A 16,690-nucleotide genomic window follows, 5' to 3' on the forward strand; every position below is an offset into this window, starting at 1 on the left:
CTTTAAAGGGTCGTGGGAGATGACCACGTTGATAGGCTATAGATGTAAAGGCAGTAATGTCATAGTCGAGTAGTACTAATAACCCGTAAGCTTATGTGTACTGTCCCGTTTATTAAACGGGACAGGATGACTTTCTACAAAAATACAAGTATTTAAATATCTTCGTATGTTACGATATTCGTTATTCCAGAGTTTTGGATAACAACCGATTTAAGGTGGTTATTGCAGCGGGGCTCACCTCTTCCCATTTCGAACAGAGAAGTTAAGCCCGTTAGCGCAGATGGTACTGCATTTATGTGGGAGAGTATGTCGTCGCCTTTCTTTAGAGAACCCCTAGTCTTCACAGACTAGGGGTTTTTTGTTTATAATCATTTCACCCCTACGGGGTTCTCTGCCTATAAGCGAATAAGCACATAGGCGTATCCGCCCTTAGAATCATGTCACCCCTCCGGGGTTCTCTGCCTATAAGCGAATAGGCACATCGGCGTATCCGCTTTTATAATCATTTCACCCCTACGGGGTTTTCCATAACCAACATTTTATTGTCTAGCATTATTTCACCCCTACGGGGTTCTCTGCCTATAAGCGAATAGGCCCATAGGCGTATCCGCCCTTAGAATCATGTCACCCCTACGGGGTTTTCCATAACCAACATTTTATTGTCTAGCATTCTTTCACCCCTACGGGATTCTCTGCTCATAAGCGAATAGGCCCATAGGCGTATCCGCCCTTAGAATCATGTCACCCCTCCGGGGTTTTATTCTAAGGAATTATACATAAAAGCGCAGCGCCACGGCACAAAATCCCTATCGTTTTGTCGCAGACGAAACGATAGGGATTTTGCTAATACATAAAATTTCATTTTTGTAACAATATTAATGTATCGTTTTCCTAGAACCCCGTAGGGGTGAAATGATTATAGAAAATGATGCGTAACACGGGATTGTTGTTTATAATAATAATATATCATTTTCGTAGAACCCCGTAGGGGTGACATGATTATAAAAAATGATGCGTAACACGGGATTGTTGTTTATAATAATAATATATCATTTTCGTAGAACCCCGTAGAGGTGAAATGATTATAGAAAATGATGCGTAACACGGGATTGTTGTTTATAATAATAATATATCATTTTCGTAGAACCCCGTAGGGGTGACATGATTATAGAAAATGATGCGTCACACGGGAATGTTGTTTATAATAATAATATATCATTATCGTATAACCCCGTAGGGGTGACATGATTATAGAAAATGAGACGTCACACGGGAATGTTGTTTATAATAATAATATATCATTTTCGTATAACCCCGTAGGGGTGACATGATTATAGACTGGAAAAGAGAATCTCCCGTTTTGGGTATAGACGAATATGCACGAATATTATTTGAGCAAAATGCGAAAGATATTACGGTATATGAAAAGATTTATCCGATTGTAGTTAATGAAGCTTCTGAACTCTATGATTTTATCTCAGGTTCAGCCTTAGTACCTTATTTTGAACGTATGAGTGAATCGATTCAGGTGGAATTTACTATGGAATTTAAGAGAAGAATAGCACAGAAATTCCCAAAAAGCCCTGCTTTTTACGCATTTAAAAGAATCGTTATTTCAGCAAAATTCTAAATATTTATACGTGAAAAAGGGGCTAAATATAAACATTATATTTGCCCCGTTTTTCGGTTTTGAGTTTGTTTTAAGTGTATGCTTGTTGTATTAGGCTAGAAAGTACAATTGTGTTAATGGCAAGCTACTAGATGGAGTTGCTTGAACTAATTCACCATCAATTCTGATGTCATAAGTGCTGTGGTCCATAGTAATTTCTGGTAATGCATCGTTATGAATCATCGCTGTTTTTTTGACCGTTCTACAATTAGATACGAGTTTAAGCATTTTGGTAACGCCTAGTTCCTTAATCTGGCCGTTGTCTATAGCTTGTTGAGCTACAAACAAGGCAGAAATTTGTCCAACAACATCCCCATGGCAACCAAACATCGGTCGATACATATAGGGCTGTGGTGTTGATATAGAAGCATTTGGGTCTCCCATACCTGCGTAAGCAATAATACCTCCTTTAAGTACCATTTCTGGTTTTACACCAAAAGCTGATGGTTTATAAAAAACGATATCTGCCATTTTTCCAACTTCTATGGAGCCTACATGCTCAGATATTCCATGTGCTATAGCTGGATTAATGGTATATTTGGCTATATAACGTTTCGCTCTGAAATTGTCGTTTTTTACGTCAATTCCCAAAGAACCTCTATCTTTTTTCATTTTATCGGCAATTTGCCAGGTTCTGCTAACTACTTCTCCAATTCTTCCCATAGCTTGTGAGTCTGAACTCATCATACTGATAGCTCCTAAATCTTGTAAGACGCCTTCAGCACCAATGGTTTGTACACGAATACGCGATTTCGCAAAAGCGAGATCTTCTGGAATGTTTTTATCCAAATGATGACAGATCATCATCATGTCCAAATGTTCATCTACCGTATTGATGGTAAATGGATTGGTTGGTGTAGTAGAAGAGGGTAAAATATTGGCGTAGGAAGCTACTTTTAATAAATCTGGAGCATGTCCACCTCCAGCACCTTCAGTATGATAAGTGTGTATGGTGCGATGGTTAAATGATTTCAAGGAATCCTCTACAAAACCAGCTTCGTTTAAGGTGTCTGTATGAATACAAACTTGAATATCTGCTTCGTCTGCTACTTCCAAACAGTTATTCAGTACATAAGGAGTACTTCCCCAATCTTCGTGAATTTTCATGCCACCTGCACCTGCGGTTATTACTTCGTTTAACGCCTCGGCACTAGAACTATTCCCCTTTGCAAGAAATACGAAATTAATGGGAATAGTATCTGTTGCCAATAGCATTTTTCTTAGATTCCAAACACCAGACATACAGTTCGTCGCCAAACTTCCTGCAGCTGGTCCGGTACCGCCACCAACTACAGTCGTGGTACCGGCTTGTAAGGCCACATCAAATTGTTGTGGACAAATATAGTGTACGTGGGTATCAATGGTTCCGGCAGTAACGATTAAATTTTCTGCAGCAATAACCTCCGTACCAACACCGATGGTCATGTTTGGCGTTACACCATCCATAACATTAGGGTTACCAGCTTTTCCGATTCCTACAATGATACCGTCCTTAATACCGATATCTGCTTTTACAATTCCCCAATGATCTACGATTACAGCATTGATGATTACGGTATCTAGTACTCCATCTGCACGGGTGGCTGTTGGGTGTTGTCCCATACCGTCGCGGATTACTTTTCCCCCGCCAAATAAACATTCATCTCCATAAGTGGTGAAATCCTTTTCAATTTCAATCCACAAAGATGTATCTGCGAGTCTAACCTTGTCTCCAGTTGTAGGGCCATAATAACTGGCGTATTCTTTTCTATTTATTTTTTTCATGTGTCCTTTAATATTTGTTTGTCAAAAGTGTTTAAACAATCGCTACTTCTGCATTTTGTTTTGGTTGTATCAAAACAGTCGTTTAAGGCAATTTTTCCTGTTTACTTTTGAGTGATTCTTTATGATATGTTCTAAGAGGATTGTTTTTTAAACCATTTAGACACTATAAAGCAGCGTTTACTTTTCCTGTGAATCCGTATATTTCTTGAGTTCCCCCATATTTTACTAGGTTGACTATTTGCTCTTCACCTGGTAAGAAACGAGTAGATAATCCGGATGCTATATCAAGACGGTAGCCTAAAGTAGGTTGGCGGTCAAAGATTAAGGCGGGATTGGTTTCATAAAAGTGGTAATGTGATCCTACTTGTACGGGACGATCGGCGCTGTTGACTACTTTAATAGTCATGCGTTCACGATTTGGTAATAATTCAATATCTTCATCTGCGAATTCGTAGGCTCCAGGAGCCACATCGTTTTCGTTTATAGGAATTGGTCGTTGTAAGGAAACTAATTTTGTTCCATCAGGAAAGGTAGCTTCAACTTGCATATCAACTAGTAAATTCGCAACCCCAGGCATAACTTGATCTGCCGTTAGCAGATGATTACATTCTTCAATTAGTTGATTTACTGTTTTGCCTTCTCGAGCACCTTCAATAATGTGTCCACAAAAATAAGAGATGGTTTCCGGATAATTTAAGGCGAGGCCTTTTTGCTTCCTTCTCCCTGCTATTTCTGCGGCAAATAACAATAATAACTTTTCATTTTCTTGCTTTGTTAAATACATAATCTCGATTTATTAGATGGCAAAAGTAGCACTATAATCAAGCTACTAATAATACAAATCAGGACTATGCTAGTACTTTTTCAACTTATTTACCGTTGTAAATAAGCTGCTTTTTGCGTATCTTTACCTATAGCAAATTTCTTTTAAATCGTGGAAATACCATCTAAATTCATAACGAATGAAGAGTTTAAAAAACTCTTTCTACCTGCGGCATCTCCCCATATTTTATTTAATAGAAATAGCCTGCAATTGTATAGTATTCAGGACTATTTCAAGGGAATTTTGCATACTAATGAAGTTTATAAAACCACCTTTAATTTTTTGATTTTCGTTACTCATGGACATGTTATACAACAATATGAAGATTTACAATATCCTGTTTTACAGGGACAATGTTTAAATGTAAATAGGGGAATTCGCACTAAAACCATTGAAGTATCCGAAGATGTTGAGGGCTTTATAGCTATTTATGAAGAAGAGGTTTTAACGCATTTTCTTTGGCATAATGCCAAGCCGTTTTATTATAATTATGCGCCTTTCTTTCCATTGGATTTGTATGAAATGAAAGCAATGTTGGCCAGTTTTATCATTTTAGATGAAGAGTTAAAGCAACCTCAAAATCGTGCAGACATTTATTTAAATTTATTTTTTTCTATCTTATCGCGGCTTTCTTATCACGCTGAAGATGTATCGTGGAATCTGCGCGATGTGCAAATATTATATAAATTTAAAGAGCTGGTTAAGGATCATTATATGGAACATCAACCGGTAGCTTTCTATGCGGATTTGTTAGCTGTTTCTGAAAACTATTTAAATAAATGCGTAAAAAGAGTCATGGGTATGTCAACCAAACAGTGGATTAATGAGATTTTTATACGTAGGAGTCAGATTTTATTGCAAGATGCAACCAAAGATATTGCAGAAATAGCCTATGCTCTAAATTTTCATTCAGCATCTTATTTTACGCGATTCTTTAAAAAAATAACGGGAATAACTCCTACAGCATATCGCATAAATAATGGAATTATAGCAATAAAGGCAGAAAAAATGAAATCCAAAGGCATAATATAGATTTTATATAAAACAAAAAGTGGTCGATAATTCGACCACTTTTTGTTGATTACTTCACAATTTTGAATTATTTGCGAGTATAACTTACCGTCACATCTGTAGTTCCAAATTTTGGGTAATTCATTTTATATTTTAATACCAATTCCGTATCGTTTACTGAAATAATCGTACGTTTGGTTTCTTCTCCAACTACGCTAATTGTTTCATCGTTCCAAGCTACAACGTCAGTTGAACCTTCACAATTTTGTCCTACTTTATTTTCTACTTTTACTGTACCCACTTTGAGTGGAAGCAATTCAATAATATCTACAGCACAACCTTCTTTAATGGTAGCAAAAGGATGTGTATTGGTTCCTGCTGGATAGGTATAAGTTAAATTTGTTGCTTCCCATTTTCCAATCAACTTGTTTGACGGTTCCGGGTCAATCGGATTAGGAATATTATTGTCATCACTACTGCTACAGCTGTTGATAGTTAAAGCAGCCAACACTAAAGTTGACATATAAATTAATTTTTTCATTAGAATGATTTTTGTTTGCGGCAAAGATACCAATTAATATTTAAACGACAGCAATACCTAAGTTTTACAAGATGATAAAAGCACTTCAATACATCAGTTTATAGTAGATATTTTAGCTATATATGTGTATTTACATAGATTTTTTAACAGCAATATATAATTTATCTACAACTAATTCCATTTCATTTTGATTAAAATTCCCAAATCCCAATCGCATTGCTGTGATGTTTTTAGATTGATATAATAAGGGAGTTGGTAGGTATAAATCTTGTTTTAAACATTCTTTACTTATGCGCATTAAATTAAGTCCGGTATCCCATTGTGTCCATATAGCAAGTCCGCCGGTAGGTATGGTGAAATCGATATAGGGATTCAATTGACTTTGAAGTAAATCGGCAAAATCATCGCGTCGCTGTTGGTATATTTTAGAGACCTTTTTGAGGTGACGGTTGATTTCTCCTTCCACAATCATTTCTCCGAGTACCCCTTCCATTAAAACATCACCTTGTTGATCAATGATATTTAAGAATTTGTGAAGTTCGCGTATTAATTCTTCCGGTGCTACTATAAAACCCGTTCTAAACCCGGGAGCCAATGATTTACAAAAAGAACCTATATATACAACCATACCTTGGCTATCGGCGCTAGCTAGGGGTAAAATGGGACTGCTGTTATAGTGAAAGTCGTAATCGTAATCATCCTCTAGGATGATAAAGCCGTATTGGGCAGACAAACGAAGCAATTCAATTCGGCGTTCGACACTTAAGGTTACTGTAGTGGGATAATGATGATGCGGCGTTAGATAAAGCATCCTAATTTTAGTGGTTTCGCAAAGCCTTTTTACAGCGTCTACATCGATACCTTCTTCATCCATGGGGACTGAAAGTAGGGTGGCACCCGCTTTTTGAAAAATCATATTGGTCGCGTAATAACTCAGTTCTCCTACCAATACTACATCCATAGGTTCTATCAACATTTCTGTAGCAATATAAATACCCATTTCAATACCGCGTGTAATCATGATGTTACTTTTAGAAATGTGTAGTCCTCGAGAGAGATTTAGAAAATTGGCTAGATTTTCTTTAAAGTATTCATTGCCTTCATGTTGATGGTAGCCCAAGTGTTTTTGACTGCTTTTACGCTGCAAATGGGCACTGTACCATTTTGAAAGTTGCGCTATTTGTGATAAGCGTATATCGGGAATACCATCGGTAAAAGTCCAGGTACTTTTAGACTGATCAACCGGATGGTCGAGTATGTTATTTTTTTTAAAAACAAAACCGGTACGTGTGGGGTAATGTGCCAGATCGGTTTGTAGAAATGAATTTATTTTTTGAGGTTTTTGACTTTTTTTTCCCGCTACAAAAGTGCCTTTATTTGGCACGATGTCTATCCAACCTTGAGCGTTTAGTTCGTCAAAGCTTGAAACTATAGTATTCCTGTGAACTTCAAGGGTTTTAGCTAAACTTCTACTGCCTGGTAATGCGGTACCCGCCACCAAATAACCGCGCTGAATGGCATTGATAATTTGGGTGGCAATTTGTAGGTAAACAGCAGTGCTTGATTGGCGATCAATGACTATAAAACTCTTAAAGGGAACATCAACCGGACTATTCATAATCTAAAAACTGGTAGGTTTGTTTGTCCGGGCAAGGTATTACTTTTGCTGAAAATACTAACTATGGATTGGAATAATTTATTGGAACATATAGTTAAAAATGACCGTAGTCATGCTCAATTCCTGAATACTTTGTCGTTTATGGAAAACGCAGGTGCGCGAAAAATATCGCACTGTGAAGATCCTATAACAGTCACCTTATTGCAATTAAAGCACGCCGCAGAAGAACACCGGCATGCCTATTATTTAAAGAAACAAATACTCAAGCTTAACAACAATTGGTGTTTGACTTATCAATCTTCAGACTTGTTAGCTGCAGTTTCGACCAAACAATATTTAAACCAATTGGATAGTAAGGCTTGTCGTTTTCTAAAAAAGCATTATCAATTGACGAGCAGTCAACTAAAGCATGCGGCTTATTTGTTTGTAACCTACGCTATTGAAGTACGCGCAGATGCTTTATATCCTATATACCAAGAAGTCTTGACTCGTTTGCAGAGTCGGGTAATGGTTAAGTCAATTATACTAGAGGAAGCAGGACATTTAGAAGAGATGATTGCGCAGTTAGATTTGTTTTCACAAGATTGGAAGACGGTAGCGGATATTATTATTGCGCTAGAAAATGAATTGCACGACGAATGGTTTAGCGCTTTAATACAAGAAATCAACTATCGTGAAAGCGTTTGATGATAGTATAAATAAACGCTTAAATGCGCGTAGGGATAACGGCTTGTTTCGCAGTTTGGGTAAACCAGTACAGCAAATTGACTTTGCATCTAATGATTATCTGGGATTGGCGCGTAACAGCGCATATCATGAAATGGTTTTTGAAGCGGTTCAGGCCAACAAAGCCAGCTTAGTTGGAAGTACGGGATCGCGCTTGCTCACTGGTAACTCGGTCTATGTAGAATGGATAGAAAAGAAAATCAGTAGGTTGCATCAGGTGGAAAAGGCAAGCTTATTTTCATCGGGTTATTTAGCCAATTTGTGTCTGTTGTCTTGTATTCCTCAGCGTGGAGAAACCGTTTTAATCGATGAGCATATTCACCGCTCTGTACACGACGGTTGTCGGTTAAATCAGGCTCTAAAATGGAAGTTTAAACATAACGATTTGCACGATTTAGAACAATTGTTAATGAGAGCAAAAGGCAATTGTTATGTGGTTATAGAGAGTTTGTATTCCATGGATGGCAGCTTTGCACCCCTAAAAGAAATGGTTGCTTTATGCGAAAAACATAAGGCCTTATTAGTGGTCGATGAGGCGCATGCTTTTGGAGTCTATGGTTGGGGATTAGTAGCCCATTATCAGTTGCAAGCTAAGGTTTTTGCTACAGTAGTAACCTATGGAAAGGCCATGGGATGCCATGGTGCTGCTGTATTGGGTAGTGATTTATTACAGCAATTGATCATCAATTTTGGCAGTCCCTTTATATACAGTACTTCGGCAAGTATGGTACAGTGGATTGCCATAGACAAAGGGTATGACTTTTTGGATAAACACCGTGATTTACCAATTCTATTAGAAGATAACTTGCGTTTTTATAAGGAACAACAATCCCAAGTGGTGACGGAACTATTAAGTCCCATACAATCGGTCGTCATTCCGGGAAACCGCGCTGTAAAAGAAAAGGCTCAACAGTTGGTGAGTCATGGTTTTACGGTTTATCCAATTGTTAGTCCTACAGTAGCTATTGGACAAGAACGTTTGAGAATTTGTATACACAGCTTTAATTCTAAAGATGAAATAGCTCAATTAATACATCACTTAAATAAGTAAAAAACATGAATAAAGAAAAGAATTTATTTATAAGCGGAATTGGTACTGGCGTTGGAAAAACCGTTGTTTCCGCTGTTTTAGTACAGCAGCTAAAGGCCGATTATTGGAAGCCGATCCAATCGGGAGATTTAGATAATAGCGATACCGATATGGTTAAAAAATTAGTAGATCAACAAGGAAAACAATTTCACCCCGAGCGCCACCGATTAAAACTCGCTGCTTCGCCACATAAGTCAGCGGCTAAGGAGGGAATTGTAATAAAAAGCAGCGATTTTGAACTTCCAATCACCTCCAATCGATTGATAATCGAAGGAGCAGGAGGAATATTGGTGCCGATTTCGGATGAATTTTTTATGGTTGATTTGATACATCAGTTTAAGGCAGAAGTAGTATTGGTCGTTCGCGATTACCTCGGGTGTATCAATCATACTTTATTGGCCATAGAATTTTTAAAGCAACAAAAAATTCCGATTGCTTACTTGGTGCTCAACGGCGATATGGATGAAGATACTGCAAGGATCCTTTTAAAACAGATCGGAATAAATACCCAAATTATACGTCTTATGGAATTTAAAACCCTAGAAAAGAACGAAATAATAAACTGTAAACTAGCATAAAAATGAAAAAAGCATTAGAAATTAGAACTGATTGGAGTAAAGAAGAAGTATATGAAATATACAATCAACCGTTGATGGAATTGATTTACCAAGCGGCAACAGTACATAGACAATGGCACAAAGCAACAGAAATTCAGGTTTGTACCTTATTGTCCGTTAAAACAGGAGGTTGTCCAGAAGATTGTTCTTATTGTGGTCAAGCGGCACGCTATCATACCGATATTAAAGTTCAAGCTTTGTTGCCTACAGCCGAAGTGATTGCCCATGCTCAAAAAGCAAAAGACTCGGGTTCTTCGCGATTTTGTATGGCTGCAGCTTGGAGAGAGGTGCGCAATAACCGTGATTTTGACCGAATAATCGATATGGTTAAAGGGGTCAATGAGCTGGGTTTAGAGGTCTGTTGTACCTTGGGTATGCTTTCCGAGGAGCAGGCAGTCCGATTACAGGATGCAGGACTACATGCCTATAACCACAATTTGGATTCGTCTGAAAATTATTATGAAGAAATCATCAGTACTCGAAAATTTGATGACCGATTGAATACCATTAACCACGTTCGCAAGGCGGGAATTACGGTTTGTTCGGGTGGAATTATCGGTTTGGGTGAAACGCACCAAGACCGGATGTCGATGTTGCTGACTTTAGCAACCTTAGCACAGCATCCAGAATCGGTACCAGTCAATGCTTTAGCTCGGGTTCCGGGAACACCTTTAGAGAATCAGCCCAAAGTACAAACCTGGGACATGGTTCGCATGATAGCCACTGCTCGAATTTTAATGCCTAAATCGATGGTGAGGCTTAGTGCAGGCCGTGTTGAAATGACGGAAGAAGAGCAAGGATGGTGTTTTATGGCTGGTGCCAACTCCATTTTTTCAGGTGATCGAGAAACACTCTTGGTAACACCCAATCCCGGTTTGACGGAAGATAAAAGAATGTTCGCTAATCTCGGATTAACGCCAATGGTTGTTGAAAAAGTAATGGTATAATGAAAAGTTTACAAGAAAGAGATCAGTTAGTCAATTGGCATCCCTATACTCAGATGAAAACAGCCGCCGCTCCTATTGCGATTGTCAAGGGGCAAGGCGTGTTTTTATATGATGAAAACGGAAAACGGTATATCGATGCGGTTTCTTCGTGGTGGGTAACGCTACATGGGCATGCACATCCATATATAGCCCAACGTGTTTCAGAACAATTAAACACCTTAGAACAAGTCATTTTTGCCGGTTTCACACACGAGCCGGCAATACAACTCGCGGAGAATTTACTAAAACTATTACCGAGCAATCAGCAAAAAGTGTTTTATACGGACAACGGTTCAACCGCTGTTGAAGTAGCCTTAAAAATGTGCTTGCAATATTGGACTAACCAAAAACAGCCCAAACGAAAAATCCTCGCGTTTAAAAATGCTTATCACGGTGATACTTTTGGAGCCATGTCGGTCAGTGGACGTAGTGTCTGGACACATCCTTTTGAAGAATTGCTTTTTGATGTGGTTTTTATCGATTTACCCAATGCAGACAACCTAGCTGCTTTAAAGAGTCAAATAGATGAAATCGCTACAGAGGTATGCTGTTTTATATATGAACCGCTGGTTCAAGGGTCGGCAGGTATGCTGATGTATGATGCGGAATCATTGAGCACTTTAATGAATTATTGTCGCAGTCATAAAATTTGGCTAATTCAAGACGAGGTTTTTACGGGTTTTGGACGTACGGGTAAGTTATTTGCCACAGACCACTTAACTGCTGTACCGGACTTGATGTGTTTTTCCAAAGGCTTAACAGGAGGTACCTTGCCGATGGGAATCACCACTTGTACAGCGCCAATCTATAATGCTTTTTACTCTGACAATCAACATCAGGCACTGTTTCATGGGCATTCTTTTACAGCAAATCCGTTGGCATGTACTGCGGCTTTAGCGAGTTTAGAACTGTTGTTGTTAGCCAGTACACAGCAAAATATTGGACGCATAGTTCAAAAACACAAGGTATTTTCCAAATCGATTTCTCAACATCCCAAAATTAAAGCAATCAGACAATTGGGAACAATTTTGGCTATGGAATGGAATACGGATTCGAGCTCTTATTTCAGTTCGTTAAAAGAAAAACTATATGTTTATTTTCTAGAGAAAGGAATTTTGTTGCGTCCATTGGGAAACATCCTATATATCTTGCCTCCTTATTGCATAGAAGATTCTGAATTGGATTATATTTATCACGCTATAGAGGAAGCTTTGGAAGAATTGTAAGCAATGCAACAAGTCGGTTTATAATTAATGAAAGCTATGGTATAAATTGTTTAAATTTGCCCCGTAATAAACAATTTAAATCATGCATATTCAAGACTTGATTATTCAAAACCTAGACGGGTTAATCAAAGCGCAATCCAATAAAGCGGAATTGCAAATAGAAAATCTAATTGCTATAGGTGCGTATGTCGCAGCTGGTGTATTACGAGGTCGTTATCAGGTTGTGAAAGAGGTTAAGGAGGAGGAGATTAATGGTGTTTTTGGGATTGTTGGTAATTTTTATGCAGAAAATTTTGGGGGAGGTTTTACTCAAGAAGATTTTATTACCTTAAAAACCAGAGCAATGGAGCTGTTACAACAACCAACTTTTGATTCAGATCTTAACGAGTTTGTAGCAGAGATTCTTAAAAAAGATATATAATTAAATAGTGTAAGATGGCAGGTAAGGAGGCTCAAATCTCTTTACCGGCTATACTGGAACCTCCATCTACTCCCAATACTTGCCCAGTTATATAACCGGCTTCTTCAGACAAGAAAAAACAAACCGCAGCCGCTACTTCTTGAGGTTGTCCGATTCGTTTCATAGGTACCGAATTGATTGTTTGTTTTTCAGCCATACTGCCAATGGGACGCGATGTGCGAAATAAAAGGGTTTCTATAGGACCTGGTGCCACAGCATTAGATGTAATACCGTATTTGGCAAATTCCAAAGCCCATGTTTTGGTGCACCCTATAAGGGCGCTTTTAGCTGCAGAATAAGCTGTTCTATTCACGTTGCCGTGTATGGCTCTACTGCATATATTGACAATTCTACCGTAATTCAATTGCTTCATATTTGGTAGAAAAAACTGTGTAACTTGTATAGATGACCGTACATTTAAGGACCATACATTTTGTAAACTAATAAAGTCTAATTCCTCAAGAGGCTGGGGGAGTGATACTCCTACATTGTTGACAATAGCATAAATATCGTATTTGTTCCCGATTTCCTTTAATACCAACGCGGTTTTATCAAAATCGAGTAAATCACAAGAATACAATTCTCCAGGAAAATCTATACCCATAGTGTTGCGAGCCATACCCACTGCAAAACAGTTTTGGGCGGCTAATTTTTTGGCAATTGCCAAACCGATTCCTCGACTCGCTCCGGTAATAAGTACAGCTTTTTGTTTCATAAAATAGATTACTATGGTTACTGAAAAAGACTTCATTAAACGACCTGATATAAAAGGATGGTTTATGACTTTTTATTTGCTTGAAGTGCTATTTTATACAATATAATAAATTTTTTTTATAAAAAATTAAAAAATCCAAAGTATTCCGTTCTCTTATGTTGATTTTGTATTTTATATATCTGCCTCGGATATCAGGTCTAAAAGCTTTTTTGATCATGTTAACTGCAGTTTATAGTGGGGTAGATTTTCCTTTGAACTTTAAAAAGCTATGCCTTTTTAGCTTGATTCCGCTGTTAAATTTATGCGATATCAACGCGTCTTCTTGTAGTTAATGTCTATAATGCTTTAATTTGAGTAATCATTTTTTTAAAGATATATATAATGAATTTTAGTAACGCTAAATCACCGCTTAGGTTTGATTTTAAAACAGTTCAAAACTCCATTTTAATAGTCGCTTTTCTATGTTTTTTTCAGAATACACAAGCTCAGAAAAAGCCTATTGACCACAGTGTATACGATAGTTGGCAAAGTCTCGGTGTAAAATTATGGTCTGCGGATGGGAAAACCGCTTTATATCAAGTAGTTCCACAAGAGGGAGATAAGCTTTTGTATATACGATCAGTAGATTCGAACCGGAAAATACAATTAGCTAGAGGTGAAAATCCCGTGATAACTTCCGACTCCAAATACGCAATTGCACTGATTAAGCCTTTTTATAAAGACCTACGTGAAGGAAAGATAAAAAAGAAAAAAGACGATGAATTACCTAAAGATTCCTTGGCTATTATGAATTTATCGAATTTGGAAATCGTCAAAATTCCGTTGATTAAGTCTTTTAAAATTCCAGAAAAAGGCGGATCTAAATTAGCATATTTATTAGAAAATGATAAGGCGTTAAAAACCGTAGATAGTTTGAAAAAGGAAAAACCAAGCGCTCAAATAGCGGTAAAAACCAAAGACAAAAACGCAGAACCCCTACAATTGGTTTTGTTAGACTTACCTACAGGAAAGCAAATGGTTTTTGAAAATGTGGTGGAATACGAGTTTAGTAAAAACGGTAGGTATTTGGCATTAGCGACTCAAGAGCCGACGAAAAAGGATGCTAAGAAAGAAGAAAAAACAGAAGAAAAAACAGAAGAAGCAGCAGTTTTACTTAAGGATACTATAGCTGAAAAGCATCCTTTTGGAGTGTACTTAGTCGATACGGAAACCCACTTACAAAAGGCTATATTGGAGGCGAAAGGGGAGTTTAGTCAGTTTGTTTTTGACGAAACAGCCAATCGTTTAGCGTTTATCGGTACTACAGATGAAAAGAAGAAAGAAGTTAAAACCTATCGTTTATACAGCAGTTTTAAACGAGGAGTTGCTCGAGTATTGGCACAGGACGAAACCAAGGGTATGCCTGAAAAATGGGGAGTTTCTGAAAACAGTAAGCCGGTTTTTAGTAAAAACGGCAAAAAAGTATTTGTGGGTATAGCGGCCTTAAAGCAGCCTAAGGACACTACGTTTATTGCCGATGATCATGCCGTATTGGATGTTTGGCATTATAAGGATGAATATTTGCAAAGTGTACAACTTAAAAACCTCGATAAAGAATTAAAAAGAACCTATATGGCGGTAATTCATATGGATAAACCCGATTTTTTGATTCCGTTATCCGATGCTAATTTGCCGGAACTTACTTTGGTAAACGAAGGAAATGCAGATTATGTTTTGGGATATTCCGATAGAAAAGGGCGAGTGGCCACCCAATGGAATGGGTTTGCGGTACGCGACTATTATACGGTAGATTTGCGCAACGGCAAAAGTGATTTAATTATAGCCGGTTTAAATGGTTATGCCTATAGTTCTCCATTGGGTAAATATATAGTTTACTTTAATCGCGACAACGGAAATTGGTATAGTTATAACAACCAAACTAAAAAACACTTACAGTTAAATAGCGGTATTACAACAGCTTTTGCAGATGAGGAATTTGATATGCCCGATTTGCCAAATGCTTATGGAATTGCGGAGTGGACCGACAAAGATGAAAGTGTTTTGATTAAGGATCGATATGATATTTGGGAATTTACACTTAATGGATCAAAACCGGCAAAAAGCGTTACAAATCACTATGGAAGAGATCATCGCATTCGATTTGATATAAACAAATTTGATCGGGAGTTGCGCAGTATCTCAAGAAAACAATCCTTAATCTTAAGTGCTTTTAACGAAACTACAAAAGAGGCTGGTTTTTATAGCACAGTGGTAAGTTCAAATCAAACACCTCAAAAGCTACAAATGCAGCCAGTGTTTACAAATAGCGCCCTGATTAAAGCAAAAGAAGCTGATATTTATATGTATGCACAAGAATCTTTTACACAGGCGCCAAGTTTGTTTATTACTAGAGATTTTAAAACCAATAGTTGTATTTTAAATAGCAATCCACAACAATCAGCATACAATTGGGGAACTGCTTCATTGATTCAATGGACTACAGATACAGGTAAAGCAGCTTCGGGTATATTGTATAAACCTGAGAATTTTGACAGTACTAAAAAATACCCAATGATTGTTTATTTCTACGAAAAATTAACGGACAATTTAAATCGATATGAAGCTCCTGCTCCAACGGCATCTCGTTTGAATATCACTTATTTTGTAAGTAATGGTTATTTGGTTTTTACGCCAGATATCAGTTATGAAAAGGGATATCCAGGTCGTTCTGCGGAAATTTATATCAACTCAGGAGTTAATTACTTAAAAAACAATCCTTGGGTAGATGGTGATAAAATCGGAATTCAAGGTCAAAGTTGGGGCGGATATCAAGTAGCACATTTGATTACCAGAACCCATATGTATGCGGCAGCATGGGCAGGAGCTCCTGTTGTCAATATGACTTCTGCCTATGGAGGAATACGCTGGGGCACAGGGATGAATCGACAATTTCAATATGAAAAAACCCAAAGTAGAATAGGGAGTACTCTTTGGGAAGCTCGAGATTTATATATAGAAAATTCGCCTTTGTTCTTTATGGATAACGTACAAACGCCTGTAGTAATTATGCATAACGACAACGATGGTGCAGTGCCTTGGTATCAAGGAATTGAAATGTTTACCGCATTGAGAAGATTAGATAAACCGGTTTGGATGTTGAATTATAATGGAGACGAACACAATTTGATGAAAAGACAAAACCGTAAGGATATTCAAATCCGAGAGCAGCAATTTTTTGATCATTATCTTAAAGGAGCACCGATGCCGGTTTGGATGGATACGGGAGTTCCTGCAGTGTTAAAGGGAAAAACTTGGGGTTTTGAGTTGGTCAATTAATTAACAAGGCAAAAAGACTTGTGCCTATAGTGTTGTGAAAGGTCAATACAAGGAGTAGTAAACATAAAAGCGCAGTACGGTTTTGATATTAAAACGGTTTAAAACTAAAATCGTACTGCGCTAAATTAT

The 16,690-nt window shown here is 37.7% G+C and carries 14 protein-coding genes and 2 rRNA genes; 11 read left to right on the forward strand and 5 right to left on the reverse strand.

The genetic code is table 11. From position 1 onward, the window contains the following. From KO524_RS05080 to KO524_RS05090, 3 genes are all read left to right on the forward strand, one after another. Positions 1-100, forward strand: a 23S ribosomal RNA gene (locus tag KO524_RS05080); the annotation flags it as partial. 111 nt (positions 101-211) lie between these two features. Further along, positions 212-321 (forward strand): 5S ribosomal RNA (gene rrf, locus KO524_RS05085). Between the two features lie 1,006 nt (positions 322-1,327). Then, the gene (locus KO524_RS05090; protein WP_219291217.1) at positions 1,328-1,630 is read left to right on the forward strand and encodes a hypothetical protein; all 303 of its coding nucleotides are present in this window, start codon (positions 1,328-1,330) and stop codon (positions 1,628-1,630) included. A 90-nt stretch (positions 1,631-1,720) separates the two neighbouring features. Here KO524_RS05090 and ureC read toward each other — a convergent pair whose 3' ends face one another. Then, positions 1,721-3,433 (reverse strand): urease subunit alpha, encoded by a 1,713-nt coding sequence (ureC, locus tag KO524_RS05095; protein WP_219291220.1) that lies wholly within the window; start codon positions 3,431-3,433, stop codon positions 1,721-1,723. Between the two features lie 163 nt (positions 3,434-3,596). After that, entirely contained in the window at positions 3,597-4,217 is a 621-nt protein-coding gene (ureA, locus tag KO524_RS05100) for an urease subunit gamma (RefSeq protein ID WP_219291223.1), read from the reverse strand. Between the two features lie 150 nt (positions 4,218-4,367). Between ureA and KO524_RS15495 the strand changes: the two genes are divergently transcribed. Next, positions 4,368-5,288: an AraC family transcriptional regulator gene (locus KO524_RS15495; RefSeq protein ID WP_219291226.1), complete on the forward strand. Its 921-nt coding sequence runs from the start codon at positions 4,368-4,370 to the stop codon at positions 5,286-5,288. Between the two features lie 67 nt (positions 5,289-5,355). Here KO524_RS15495 and KO524_RS05110 read toward each other — a convergent pair whose 3' ends face one another. Then, positions 5,356-5,808 (reverse strand): hypothetical protein, encoded by a 453-nt coding sequence (locus tag KO524_RS05110; RefSeq protein WP_219291228.1) that lies wholly within the window; start codon positions 5,806-5,808, stop codon positions 5,356-5,358. A gap of 130 nt (positions 5,809-5,938) precedes the next feature. Further along, positions 5,939-7,426 (reverse strand): PLP-dependent aminotransferase family protein, encoded by a 1,488-nt coding sequence (locus KO524_RS05115; protein WP_219291231.1) that lies wholly within the window; start codon positions 7,424-7,426, stop codon positions 5,939-5,941. 63 nt (positions 7,427-7,489) lie between these two features. On the opposite strand from KO524_RS05115, the gene KO524_RS05120 reads away from it, so the two are divergent. From KO524_RS05120 to KO524_RS05145, 6 genes are all read left to right on the forward strand, one after another. Continuing rightward, positions 7,490-8,113, forward strand: coding sequence for a hypothetical protein (locus KO524_RS05120; RefSeq protein ID WP_219291233.1), 624 nt, complete (start codon positions 7,490-7,492; stop codon positions 8,111-8,113). Next, positions 8,100-9,203, forward strand: coding sequence for a pyridoxal phosphate-dependent aminotransferase family protein (locus KO524_RS05125; protein ID WP_219291236.1), 1,104 nt, complete (start codon positions 8,100-8,102; stop codon positions 9,201-9,203). The genes KO524_RS05120 and KO524_RS05125 overlap by 14 nt, the downstream gene beginning before the upstream one ends. 5 nt (positions 9,204-9,208) lie before the next feature. After that, positions 9,209-9,820, forward strand: a complete 612-nt coding sequence (gene bioD / locus KO524_RS05130; protein WP_219291239.1) for a dethiobiotin synthase — start codon at positions 9,209-9,211, stop codon at positions 9,818-9,820. Positions 9,821-9,822: 2 nt separating this feature from the next. Then, on the forward strand, positions 9,823-10,806 hold the full coding sequence (gene bioB, locus KO524_RS05135; protein WP_219291242.1) for a biotin synthase BioB: 984 nt from the start codon (positions 9,823-9,825) through the stop codon (positions 10,804-10,806). Further along, positions 10,806-12,071: an adenosylmethionine--8-amino-7-oxononanoate transaminase gene (gene bioA, locus KO524_RS05140; RefSeq protein WP_219291244.1), complete on the forward strand. Its 1,266-nt coding sequence runs from the start codon at positions 10,806-10,808 to the stop codon at positions 12,069-12,071. The genes bioB and bioA overlap by 1 nt, the downstream gene beginning before the upstream one ends. An 82-nt stretch (positions 12,072-12,153) precedes the next feature. Then, on the forward strand, positions 12,154-12,492 hold the full coding sequence (locus KO524_RS05145) for a hypothetical protein (RefSeq protein WP_219291247.1): 339 nt from the start codon (positions 12,154-12,156) through the stop codon (positions 12,490-12,492). Between the two features lie 31 nt (positions 12,493-12,523). On the opposite strand, the gene KO524_RS05150 is transcribed toward KO524_RS05145, so the two are convergent. Continuing rightward, positions 12,524-13,246 carry an SDR family oxidoreductase gene (locus KO524_RS05150; RefSeq protein ID WP_219291249.1) on the reverse strand — a complete coding sequence of 241 codons (723 nt, stop codon included), beginning with the start codon at positions 13,244-13,246 and terminating at the stop codon, positions 12,524-12,526. Positions 13,247-13,627: 381 nt separating this feature from the next. Here KO524_RS05150 and KO524_RS05155 point away from each other — a divergent pair, with 381 nt between their 5' ends. Continuing rightward, complete coding sequence (locus KO524_RS05155) at positions 13,628-16,561, forward strand: S9 family peptidase (protein ID WP_219291252.1); 2,934 nt, start codon at positions 13,628-13,630, stop codon at positions 16,559-16,561. Positions 16,562-16,690 lie beyond the last annotated feature (129 nt).

Source organism: Flavobacterium sp. NKUCC04_CG (genome assembly GCF_019345525.1).
Taxonomy (GTDB): domain Bacteria; phylum Bacteroidota; class Bacteroidia; order Flavobacteriales; family Flavobacteriaceae; genus Flavobacterium.

Bases quoted from the DNA above. Each gene is read 5' to 3' on its own strand.
- KO524_RS05090 (WP_219291217.1), top strand. From the start codon at position 1,328: ATGATTATAGACTGGAAAAGAGAATCTCCCGTTTTGGGTATAGACGAA.
- ureC (WP_219291220.1), bottom strand. From the start codon at position 3,433: ATGAAAAAAATAAATAGAAAAGAATACGCCAGTTATTATGGCCCTACA.
- ureA (WP_219291223.1), bottom strand. From the start codon at position 4,217: ATGTATTTAACAAAGCAAGAAAATGAAAAGTTATTATTGTTATTTGCC.
- KO524_RS05110 (WP_219291228.1), bottom strand. From the start codon at position 5,808: ATGAAAAAATTAATTTATATGTCAACTTTAGTGTTGGCTGCTTTAACT.
- KO524_RS05115 (WP_219291231.1), bottom strand. From the start codon at position 7,426: ATGAATAGTCCGGTTGATGTTCCCTTTAAGAGTTTTATAGTCATTGAT.
- KO524_RS05120 (WP_219291233.1), top strand. From the start codon at position 7,490: ATGGATTGGAATAATTTATTGGAACATATAGTTAAAAATGACCGTAGT.
- bioD (WP_219291239.1), top strand. From the start codon at position 9,209: ATGAATAAAGAAAAGAATTTATTTATAAGCGGAATTGGTACTGGCGTT.
- bioB (WP_219291242.1), top strand. From the start codon at position 9,823: ATGAAAAAAGCATTAGAAATTAGAACTGATTGGAGTAAAGAAGAAGTA.
- bioA (WP_219291244.1), top strand. From the start codon at position 10,806: ATGAAAAGTTTACAAGAAAGAGATCAGTTAGTCAATTGGCATCCCTAT.
- KO524_RS05145 (WP_219291247.1), top strand. From the start codon at position 12,154: ATGCATATTCAAGACTTGATTATTCAAAACCTAGACGGGTTAATCAAA.
- KO524_RS05150 (WP_219291249.1), bottom strand. From the start codon at position 13,246: ATGAAACAAAAAGCTGTACTTATTACCGGAGCGAGTCGAGGAATCGGT.
- KO524_RS05155 (WP_219291252.1), top strand. From the start codon at position 13,628: ATGAATTTTAGTAACGCTAAATCACCGCTTAGGTTTGATTTTAAAACA.